The organism is Moorena sp. SIO3H5 (assembly GCF_010692395.1).
In the GTDB taxonomy this organism is placed as follows: Bacteria; Cyanobacteriota; Cyanobacteriia; order Cyanobacteriales; family Coleofasciculaceae; genus Moorena.
In genome coordinates this window covers 1-10,182 of record NZ_JAAHHS010000282.1, presented here as the reverse complement: position 1 = coordinate 10,182, position 10,182 = coordinate 1, and the positions used below count along the sequence as shown (strand labels likewise).

12 protein-coding genes and 1 pseudogene are annotated in these 10,182 nt (G+C 41.6%); 5 read left to right on the top strand and 8 right to left on the bottom strand.

Annotated elements, in window-relative coordinates; all coding sequences use genetic code 11:
• Window positions 1–296: 296 nt before the first annotated feature.
• The 3 genes from F6K52_RS25160 (at window position 297) to F6K52_RS25150 (ending at window position 1,380) form a co-directional block, all read left to right on the top strand.
• Complete coding sequence (locus F6K52_RS25160) at window positions 297–641, top strand: hypothetical protein (RefSeq protein ID WP_293084497.1); 345 nt, start codon at window positions 297–299, stop codon at window positions 639–641.
• 4 nt (window positions 642–645) lie between these two features.
• Entirely contained in the window at window positions 646–1,035 is a 390-nt protein-coding gene (locus tag F6K52_RS25155; protein WP_293084494.1) for a type II toxin-antitoxin system PemK/MazF family toxin, read from the top strand.
• A gap of 105 nt (window positions 1,036–1,140) precedes the next feature.
• The gene (locus F6K52_RS25150) at window positions 1,141–1,380 is read left to right on the top strand and encodes a hypothetical protein (RefSeq protein ID WP_293084491.1); all 240 of its coding nucleotides are present in this window, start codon (window positions 1,141–1,143) and stop codon (window positions 1,378–1,380) included.
• A 121-nt stretch (window positions 1,381–1,501) separates the two neighbouring features.
• Here F6K52_RS25150 and F6K52_RS25145 read toward each other — a convergent pair whose 3' ends face one another.
• The 6 genes from F6K52_RS25145 to petN all read right to left on the bottom strand — a co-directional run bounded on the left by F6K52_RS25145 (window position 1,502) and on the right by petN (window position 6,244).
• Window positions 1,502–2,032 carry a gamma-glutamylcyclotransferase gene (locus F6K52_RS25145; RefSeq protein ID WP_293084488.1) on the bottom strand — a complete coding sequence of 177 codons (531 nt, stop codon included), beginning with the start codon at window positions 2,030–2,032 and terminating at the stop codon, window positions 1,502–1,504.
• Window positions 2,033–2,285: 253 nt separating this feature from the next.
• Complete coding sequence (locus F6K52_RS25140) at window positions 2,286–3,911, bottom strand: 2-isopropylmalate synthase (RefSeq protein ID WP_293084485.1); 1,626 nt, start codon at window positions 3,909–3,911, stop codon at window positions 2,286–2,288.
• An 88-nt stretch (window positions 3,912–3,999) separates the two neighbouring features.
• A complete protein-coding gene (locus tag F6K52_RS25135; RefSeq protein ID WP_071102932.1) occupies window positions 4,000–4,518 on the bottom strand; it encodes an NYN domain-containing protein in 519 nt (172 codons plus the stop codon).
• Window positions 4,519–4,994: 476 nt separating this feature from the next.
• On the bottom strand, window positions 4,995–5,816 hold the full coding sequence (locus F6K52_RS25130; RefSeq protein ID WP_293084479.1) for a sulfurtransferase: 822 nt from the start codon (window positions 5,814–5,816) through the stop codon (window positions 4,995–4,997).
• A 202-nt stretch (window positions 5,817–6,018) separates the two neighbouring features.
• Window positions 6,019–6,147 carry a hypothetical protein gene (locus tag F6K52_RS25125; RefSeq protein ID WP_293084475.1) on the bottom strand — a complete coding sequence of 43 codons (129 nt, stop codon included), beginning with the start codon at window positions 6,145–6,147 and terminating at the stop codon, window positions 6,019–6,021.
• A gap of 7 nt (window positions 6,148–6,154) precedes the next feature.
• The gene (gene petN, locus F6K52_RS25120; protein WP_010871354.1) at window positions 6,155–6,244 is read right to left on the bottom strand and encodes a cytochrome b6-f complex subunit PetN; all 90 of its coding nucleotides are present in this window, start codon (window positions 6,242–6,244) and stop codon (window positions 6,155–6,157) included.
• A gap of 336 nt (window positions 6,245–6,580) precedes the next feature.
• Here petN and F6K52_RS37070 point away from each other — a divergent pair.
• Window positions 6,581–6,814, top strand: a pseudogene (locus tag F6K52_RS37070) (RtcB family protein); the annotation flags it as partial.
• Window positions 6,806–8,401 (top strand): RtcB family protein, encoded by a 1,596-nt coding sequence (locus F6K52_RS25115; RefSeq protein WP_364419575.1) that lies wholly within the window; start codon window positions 6,806–6,808, stop codon window positions 8,399–8,401. The pseudogene F6K52_RS37070 and the gene F6K52_RS25115, both read left to right, overlap by 9 nt.
• Before the next feature lie 25 nt (window positions 8,402–8,426).
• Here F6K52_RS25115 and F6K52_RS25110 read toward each other — a convergent pair whose 3' ends face one another.
• Both F6K52_RS25110 and F6K52_RS25105 read right to left on the bottom strand, forming a co-directional pair.
• Window positions 8,427–8,588, bottom strand: a complete 162-nt coding sequence (locus tag F6K52_RS25110; RefSeq protein ID WP_293084469.1) for a hypothetical protein — start codon at window positions 8,586–8,588, stop codon at window positions 8,427–8,429.
• 17 nt (window positions 8,589–8,605) lie between these two features.
• Entirely contained in the window at window positions 8,606–9,340 is a 735-nt protein-coding gene (locus F6K52_RS25105) for a hypothetical protein (RefSeq protein ID WP_293084466.1), read from the bottom strand.
• Between the last annotated feature and the right edge of the window lie 842 nt (window positions 9,341–10,182).

Sequence of the window (10,182 nt, the reverse complement as noted above, 5' to 3'; positions counted from 1 at the left end):
TGGAGAACCGATCAAGGTCAGCTTGACTTTCTTAGGTTCGCGACCAGAGTTTTCTGGGGTGTTCTTGTCATCGGAGTTAGGTGGAATGTTCTTGGTCATGAATCGTGACTCTTGTAAATAGCTTATATTATTAATATATTTATAAATTAATCAGTTGTCAAGGAATTTAGATTTTTTTTTAATTATGAAATATGGATATAATGGGAAGATAAACTAGTTTTTATTTGTCTATTTTTTTTGTATAATTAATATAATAATATAAGCTTAAGTGCTACGCGCACGCTACTATTGCTAGCATGCTAGCATGCCTGCTCCCTGCTCCCTGCTCCCTAAAACCCAAGACTTTATACCTAAACCAATTGAAAACTGCTGTAATGAAACAAACCCACTATCTAACCACAACCGTTCAACAAGGCAACCGCCTTGAGATTTCCCTTCCAAATTTACCGGTAGGACAAACAATAGAAGTTATTTTAATCGTACCTGAAACCGCACAAAATAATTCAATGGAACGCCAAGCTTTTCAACAACTTCCCCTAGAAGAACGTCGTCGCATTTTAGCCCAACAAGCAGAAGCCATGAAAGACTATTATCAAGAAAATCAAGAATGGAAAGATTGGATAAATTTTGATAACGAGTAAATCGATGACTATCAATCCTAAACGGGGTGAAATCTGGCTGATTAACTTAGATCCAACCATTGGCGCAGAAATCAAAAAAACTCGACCAGCGGTTGTCGTAAGTTCAGATTATATTGGAAGACTTCCTCTTAAATTAGTTGTGCCAATTACCAACTGGCAATCATCTTTTACTGGTAGTCTTTGGCATATTTACCTAACACCGACTTCAGACAATGGATTAACCAAACTATCATCGGCTGACGCCTTACAGCTAAGAAGCGTCGATGTCCGAAGATTTATTCGTAAATTAGGATCTTTATCAACCTCAGACTTACAAGAAGTTATCAAAGCAATTGCGATTATAATTGAAATTGAAAGCGATCGCTCTGAAGAGCGCGCCAAAGGCGATCGCTGAGATTCCCCCCCTTGATCAAAATTTTCAAAAATAAATTTTTATGAACCAGGTGGAACTATAAATTATTTTTTAGTTGTCTATATTTTTAGTAAAATTAATCGTAAGTTGGGCAGTAATAATACCAATCCCAAAACTTACCATCGCGATTATACTTACTGCCCACCCTACATCAACTGCTCCCTGCTCCCTGCTCCCTACTCCCTATTCCCTGTTCCCTATTCCCTACTCCCTTTGCTAAAGGTGGGCAGTAATCATACCAATTTCAAAGCTTACTATCGGGATCATACTTACTGCCCACCCTACATCAACGATTCCCTACTCCCTACTCCCTACTCCCTTTGCTAAAGGTGGGCAGTAATAATACCAATTCCAAAGCTTACCATCGGAATTATACTTACTGCCCACCCTACATCAACTGTTCCCTATTCCCAGATCCGCTGTTCCCTATTCCCTTTGCTAGCAATCCTCAGCTCGCCTTTAGTTGCAACTGGTGCATATGATCAAATAACTTCCAGCAATACTCCTCAGATATCCCACAGGTAATAGCACCCCGGAGTACCACATGGAAATACCAATCATTAGGAGCCATTTCCCGGTCTAACTTATTCACCACCACATAAGTCCGAACGCCATGATACAACTTATGTTGACAGTGGACATTTACCATTTCCTGTCGGTAGATACTGTGAGGCACACCTTCGCGCAGATCCAAAGCTTCACTCACCCGCCAAGGTAAATGATACAACACTCCTTCAACCCTTGAGCCAGGAGTTTTCACCACATCTAGCGTGCCACACTTACGAATTGGAGATTTACTGTAAAAACCAATATGATAATCCTTGAGGGTAGCAGTACCAATCACAAAATTATGGGTATCTTCCCCAAGCGATCGCTTTAAATCTACTGGACACATACAAGAGCCATAAGCAAAATAGTAAAACCCTGACTCTGTGTGACGTTGGTGTTTTCTGTCAGTGTTGAGCTGAGCACTTGACATACGCAATCCTAATTCCTCACTTAGACCTAGACCTTGCCAAATTAAACCTCATTTTATCAAAAACGTTTCAGCAAAAAAAAATCCCACCGTTTCAGTCAGTGGGACAATTATTAAAAGGCAAACTATGTAGAGCTTTGCTTTTTAGATCAGCATTGCCTATTGCCTATTGCCTATTGCCTTTTGCCTTGTCTTGACCAAGGTTTATGAGACTTATCCAAGAGGTCTATTGTATTGATTCCATAACAATTTGAGATCAGACCCCTGCTCGAGAACCTATAGATAACTCAGGATCATTACTCAACTTACCGTTCTGCATCGCTGAATACAATCGGTTCAGGGCATTAACATAGGCCTGTGCTGAAGCCACAATAATATCCGTACTAGCAGCATAACCCGAATAGACCCGTTCATTGTGCCGCAAACGAATAGTCACTTCCCCAAGAGCATCAATGCCTGCTGTTACCGATTGCACCGAAAACTCAATCAGTTCATTAGGCACATTCACCACCCGATTAATAGCCTTGTACACCGCATCCACCGGACCAGTACCAATAGCAGCATCACTAAGTTCTTCACCGGTAGGTGTTCGCAACGTAATCGTAGCCGTAGGATTAGCACGATCCCCACAGGAAACCTGCACCAACTCTAAGTGGAACACTTCCGGTGCCTGGTAAACTTCATCATTAACAATGGCTTCTAAATCCCAATCCGTAATCTCCTTCTTCTTATCCGCCACCTCTTTGAAGCGAACAAACGCCTTATTCAAGTCATTGTCCGACAACTCATAACCCAACTCCCTGAGGCGAGAACGGAAAGCATTGCGACCCGATAGTTTACCAAGTACAATCTGATTTTCCTTTAACCCAATCGACTCGGCATCCATAATTTCATAGGTCAGCTTGTGCTTAAGCACCCCATCCTGGTGAATACCAGACTCATGGGCAAAAGCATTCGAGCCCACGATCGCCTTATTCGGCTGCACCAACATCCCAGTAAGACTCGAAACCAGACGGGATGTCTTGTAAATCTGACGAGTATCAATAGTGCTTAGGGGTTCCTTCGACTCTGGGGGGCGTCCGAAGAAAGGATTGAAATACTGACGGCGGACATGTAATGCCATTACCAACTCTTCCAAAGCCGCATTACCAGCCCGTTCTCCAATACCATTAATCGTGCATTCCAGTTGCCTGGCTCCATTTTTCACTGCTTCGAGGAAGTTAGCCACTGCCAGACCTAAATCATTATGACCATGGACAGAAATAATTGCCCGGTCAATATTCGGAACATTTTCCTTAATGCCACGAATCAAGCCACCAAATTCGCTTGGGGTAGTGTAACCTACAGTATCAGGAATATTAACCGTAGTAGCCCCCGCATCGATTACCCGTTCCAAGACTTCGTAGAGATACTCGGGATCGCTGCGCCCTGCATCCTCCGGGGAAAATTCCACATCATCCACAAAAGACTTCGCATAAGCCACCATTTCTGGCGCAATCTCTAACACTTCCTTTCTAGTCTTCTTCAGTTTGTACTCCAGATGAATATCAGAAGTAGCAATGAAAGTGTGAATACGGGCATTAGCTGCTGGTTTGAGGGCATTGGCTGCCGCCTTGATATCATCACGACTTGCCCGTGCTAGACCACAAATAGTTGGTCCAGATTCTATGCCCACGGCTTGAGCAATTTTTTGCACCGCCTCAAAATCCCCAGGACTAGCGTAGGGAAAGCCTGCTTCAATCACATCTACTCTCAATCGTGCCAGTTGGTGAGCAATAATCAGCTTCTCATCAACATTGAGGGTTGCTCCAGGAGATTGTTCCCCATCCCGAAGGGTAGTGTCAAAAATGATAATGCGCTCTGATTGAGGTTGCTGGTTCATAACTAACTCGATTAGTTGATAGTCAGTGATTTGAAGAGAACAGTCGTCAGCCAACTAGACCGAAAGTTTGCTTCATTTATAATTATAATTATGAATCAATTTTTTCAATTTGATCACGGACATCATTTAAATCAATATAACGGTCAGTGGCATTCCTCAGTTCCCTAGCAATCATCCCTTCTGTAGAAACCACCGTAATATGGGTATTTTTAGAACGCAGTAATTCAATTGCTCTTTCAAAATCCCCATCTCCACTAAACAAAATTACTCGGTCATACTGTTCCACAGTATTAAACATATCCACAACAATTTCTATATCTAAATTAGCCTTTTGTGAATAGCGACCCGAGTTATCATCATAATATTCCTTTAAAATTTTAGTACGAACCGTGTATCCTAAACTAATTAAAGCATCTCGAAACCCCCGCTGGTCTTGAGGATCTTTGAGTCCGGTGTACCAAAATGCATTAACTAGAGTAATACCAGGTTCGTTTTTAAAATAGTCTAAAACCCGCCTAGGATCAAAAAACCACCCATTCTTTTGTTGGGCGTAAAACATATTATTGCCGTCTACAAAAATAGACATACGTTTCAGTGGACAATGCATATTTACTTAAACCTAACAATTTTCTATATAATCTTTAATATAATTTTTTATTCTAGCAGTTTTTAGCTAGTAAATTAGTAATTACTGGTAAGACTTAACTAATTAGTGGTAATTTAATTAGTGATTTGATTACTACTGATAGAGATGACGTATCTGTACTTACCAATGGGAAAGAGTAAGCAATAGCGGGATAATTTCCTGATTTTGAGGATAAGATGCAAAATTTACCCTCCTCTGTCTTGGTGCGCGTTCCCATGGCCTTCACGGAGCGTCTCCCTAGGAGTTGGGAACCTCGCGCCGGGGTCGCACCGCTTCAGTTAATTCCTAGGGAGAAGGGTACCAACTCAGATCGAAACAATCAGAGGTATCAAAGTAGTGGTAGTTTAACGGGACTGGCAAGCTTTTGCACAACCTGTTACTTGCTTTGAGTAGTGCCACAGTTTTTCAAAGCAAGCAACCTCAACCGGTGGGTAAAATTATAGATAAGAGCACCAGTCACTCCAACTCCCAGCATAGAGCTTGCCAGTGTTAATTCCTGCCAATGCTAGGGAAAAGAGATTGACACAAGCGGTTACACCAGAACCACAATAAACCAGAATTTCTTGTTTGTTCTCCAGCTCAGTCCAGCGCTCTTGTTGCGATGCTAATGGTTGCAAATAACCATTAGTGTCCGTGACACCATGCCAAGGGTAGTTGATGGCACCGGGAATGTGACCGGCAACAGGGTCAATCGGTTCTCGTTTACCTAAATAGCGATCGCTTTCCCTAGAGTCTACCAACGCCACCTCTGGCAGATCTTTACGTACTTTCACACTATTAATATCCACCACCCAATCAGAGCGCAACTGCTCTACAAATATTCCTGGTTTTGTGGTACGCTCTTGATCAGTTACTGGATACCCTTGGGAATGCCATCCTTTCCAACCCCCATCCAGCAACCCCACTTGGTCGTGTCCCAAGTAGCGCAGCAGCCACCACAAGCGGGATGCAAACGCAAAACGGGAATCATCATAGGCAATCACTAGGGTTTTTTGGAAATTAACACCAATCCCTGCTAATTTCTGGGCTAACTTCCCAGGTTCAGGCAAAGGATGACGCCCACCATGACGCTCTACTGGTCTGGAAAGGTCCTTATTCAAATCGAGATAGTGAGCACCAGGGATATGGCTAACTTTATACTGTTCATACCCCTGGTTTGGATCAGATAGAGCAAAACGGCAATCGACAACTACGATGTCGGGGTCATCAAGATGCTCATTCAGATACTGAGCAGAAACTATAAAAGCATGTTCCGTCATGTGACATCACGGATTATAAATTTTAGTATTGATTTAGAACGAATAAGCTTTAGCGATATCAAGTGAGTCCAACGATTTAGCCTCCTAGGACTCTGTTCAAATAAAATTAATTAACGTTTGCGTATTTGGTTGAGATATAAGTTGGTAGTGCTTGGTTTAGAGGGATGAAAACCCCCAGCCATCTGCTGTCAGATTTTCATCCCTATTTCTCCCGCTTTTGGCGGCGGCGATCGCGCCACTCAGCAGCAGTTAGATATATGATTCCTCCGCTTACCACCACTAATAATCCAGCGGCAGCAAAGAACAACATAGTGATTACGGGATTTTCCACGATACTGTTAAAATCCGTTACGACCCCAGACAACCATTGAGATTGACCAAGTGAACAAAACCAGTACAGAAACCCAGCCTAGTGTCAGAATATCCATAGCAATATATAAAAAAATTACTCAATAACTCCAAATCTTATAATAATTCAATTTGACACCGCCACTTCCTGCAGAAGTGGAATTGGTTTGGGAATTATCTGGTTATAGGGTTAGCCCCCCCGTCTTTGACCAAACCTGATTATCCAGAGTCTGGCTAGGTTTCAGGTTAAGAATATTTGACCTGCACAGGGGGATAGTGTGACAGTTACTAAACTGTCCACAGATTCCTTCAAGAAAACTTGTAATTATCACCTCATCCAATGCTTCAACCTTATGGACAAGGTTGTAGTGTTTTATGTATTATATATGTAATATAAAAGAAAGATAATTATTGTTATGCCTTACGAAAAACTAGACCTGTCCACCCCAAAACCGGTGCTGTCTTGGGCGAATCACACCCTAGCTGCTCAGGAAACCCAAATGGCCAAAAATGTGGCGTCTCTGCCATTTGTGTTTAAGCACGTCGCATTAATGCCAGACGTTCACCTAGGTAAAGGCTCATTAGTTGGCTCTGTAATTGCCACCAAAGATGCCATCCTGCCAGCAGCTGTTGGGGTAGATATTGGTTGTTTTACAGGTGATACCCTCGTCCCCTTGGTTGATGGCAAATCTTACACCCTCGAAGCACTAGCCAGCAGTCAGCGCGAAATTATTGTCTACTCCTGCACACAAACCGGAAGAATTGTCGCGGCTAAGGCTACAGCCAAATTAACCCGCCGTAACCAACTACTGTTAAAGGTCGTTCTCGACAACTCACAAGAAATTAAATGTACTCCCGATCATCGATTCATGCTCAGGGATGGCAGTTACCTCGAAGCCCGCGACCTCAAACCAGGGACATCCTTGATGCCTTTCTACTCCCAAACCGATAAAGATGGTTACACCTTAATCCAGCAACCCTATTCTGGAAGATGGCAAAAGGCAGATGGGATTATCTCTTCCTCTGATATCCCTGCCACTGATATCCCTGCCACTCAATTGTTAGAATCTCAATTGTTAGGAACAGTACCATCTTTTCCAGGTCCGAGAACAGTAATTGATCACCATAAGGTTGATCCTGCCGAGCATCCAAGCTCAAATCTGGTAGGGGGGGCAAATCACAAAGTCGTCAATATCTTACCACTTCAGGAAAGACAAGATGTCTACTGCCTAACTGTGCCAGAGTATCACAACTTTGCCTTGACCGCTGGTGTGTTTGTTCACAACTGTGGCATGTCTGCCATTAAAACCCCTTTTGTGGCAGAGCAATTGGAGGGCAAGCTCAAGAAGATTCGCTTGGAGATTGAAGCAGCTATTCCCGTTGGCTTTAATGAAAACAAAGATATCGAAAAACCAGTAGTAAACTGGCAAGGCTGGCGTGACTTTAAGGAGCTTCATCCAGGTGTGCAACGGCTAGATGGAAAATCCATGAAACAGCTGGGTTCCCTTGGTGGTGGCAATCATTTCATTGAATTGTGTCTTGATACCGAAAACCAAGTTTGGCTGATGCTACACTCCGGTTCACGGCATATTGGTAATCAGCTAGCTAAGTGCCACATTAATACCGCTAAAGAATTAGCAAAGCTAGCACATACTAACCTTCCTGACCGAGATTTAGCATACTTTGTCGCAGGAACCCCTGAATTTGCTGCTTACTGGCGGGATTTGCAATGGGCGCAAAACTATGCCCGTTACAATCGTGATATCATGATGGCTCGCTTCAAGCGAATTGTTGAGAAACATCTAGTTGGTGGTAAGTCGTTCAAGCCCTTGTTGTCAGTTAACTGCCATCACAACTATGCCGAGAAAGAAATGCATTTCTCCGAAGAGGTTTATGTCACTCGAAAAGGAGCAGTGCGAGCTCGTACCGACGACTATGGTATCATCCCTGGTTCCATGGGGGCAAAGTCTTTCATTGTTAAAGGTAAAGGCAATCATGACAGTTACTGCAGCTGTGCTCATGGTGCTGGTCGTTTAATGTCTCGCAGCAAAGCAAAAAAGCAGTTCACCATTGATGATTTAGTTGAGCAAACTAAAGGTGTTGAGTGCCGTAAAGATAAGGACGTTATCGATGAAATCCCAGGTGCTTATAAGCCAATTGATCAAGTGATGGCTAATCAGTCAGATCTAGTTGAGGTAGTAGCAACTCTGAAACAGGTTGTTTGTGTTAAGGGTTGAAAACTTTCAAAACTGAATCGAATTATTACCTGTTAACCATTAGGAAAAAGGCAACAGAAGCATAAACGTTTCTGTTGCCTTTTTCCTGTTGTAATCTACCAAAAAATAGATCTCGACAGACATCAGCTATTTTGGTGAAGGAAGGTTTATTACGCAATTCAACCGATTTGTTGTAGTTTGGTACCATTACAGGTGACTATTACCTTAGGATTTAGAGCGGGATTTTATGGTGAGAATCACCAAATCTACCTCTCGGTCAACCCTTAAGTGAATCTGATAGTTTTTTTGTTCCGTGATTAATAAATTTTTCTGGTTTTCACTAAGTTCTTTTAACCCATAGTTAATCCAAGCCATACCATTTTCCCATTCCGGTGATACTACCCTAATGAATAATCCTAAAAGTAAAGCAGCTTGGCTTTCATGAGAGTATTTATAGGGAATTTTAGTGGCTATCGATGCTTGAGTGATATTGTTAACATTTCCCAGAATATTAATTAATACTGTGCCTCCCGTATTGTTGCCTATCAAATTAATTTGATTATGAATAGTTTCTCCCTGGTTAAAGGTAAACCCAATGGCTTCAAAACCAGGCTTTATTTTGTCTATACCTATACCTATACCTAGTCCGGTTTCTTCATATTCAGTTATAATAGGTACCATGAGTTGATTGATCATTGAAGCTTTATCTACTAGTTTTTCAGAACTAGTTTTAGCAACACTTGATAATGATTTTTTGTTCTCTGACGTGTCTTTGTACCAACTAATAATTGATTCTATTGGATTAACAATAGTTGTTGATGAATCCGTTAATCGAAAATTGTTGTTTTTGATTAACAGGCTGATTACTCCTACGATAATTACTAGAGAAGGTAACAGGCAAAAAGTAATAATGAACGATTGTCCATTGAAGCAATTTTTAGAAGACTGTTCTTTAGTCATTTACTGGCAAGCTCAAAGTCGCAAAGGGTGGATATTTGATTATCAATAGACCTAGGGGTAAAAACCATTCTATAAGCGTTACCCTACTTAACCTTAAACCTAATTTTTACGCTTATATCTAACCTCAGATAGAGATAGTTGTTCGGGTATAAATCATCGTTAACTGATAATTTGTAATTTCCAATGTCCAATTAAGTCTCATACTATTGCTGCTTTTAAACAACACTTGTATATCGCAATTACCTATTACTTATTACCTACTACCTATGACCTATTAACAGACACTTATCTCTATTAATATGCATAGAAAATTAGTATTTATTTAAAATGTTTTTGAAGTTAATCACGAAGTTTAATGGCACATTGTGAAAAACTTGGGAAGGCTCACCAAAGTATTGTATAGTAATTATCTCCCAAAATGTGAAATTTTGGTGAAAAACATTTGGTGAAGAACACCTTGAGGTGTGACCCAAGGCCGCGAGCAATCCCTCGCGGCCATTGGAAAGTTCACCTTAAGTGTCTTGCTATACAAAACGAATGGCAAGCACTCACCTTCGGTATCACCGCACTTGTGAAAACTTAACGTTTAAAAAAATAAGGTAAAAACTTTAACTAGCAAAGTTTAAGTTAAAAGGAACTACTGACAGAACCTTCCTTTTCCCCTTACCTCAGCGATGCAGTTGCTCATGGGGAAACCCCACTCGCGCTTTGCATCAAGACAGGGAAAAGATGAGGGGTTACACCCTTCATCTTAGCAAATTTAACAGATTCCCGTAAATCCCTGTTTTGTTCTTTACTTGTCTTACGGATACGCTTCAGGAAAAGTTTAGCTGTAGATTGGA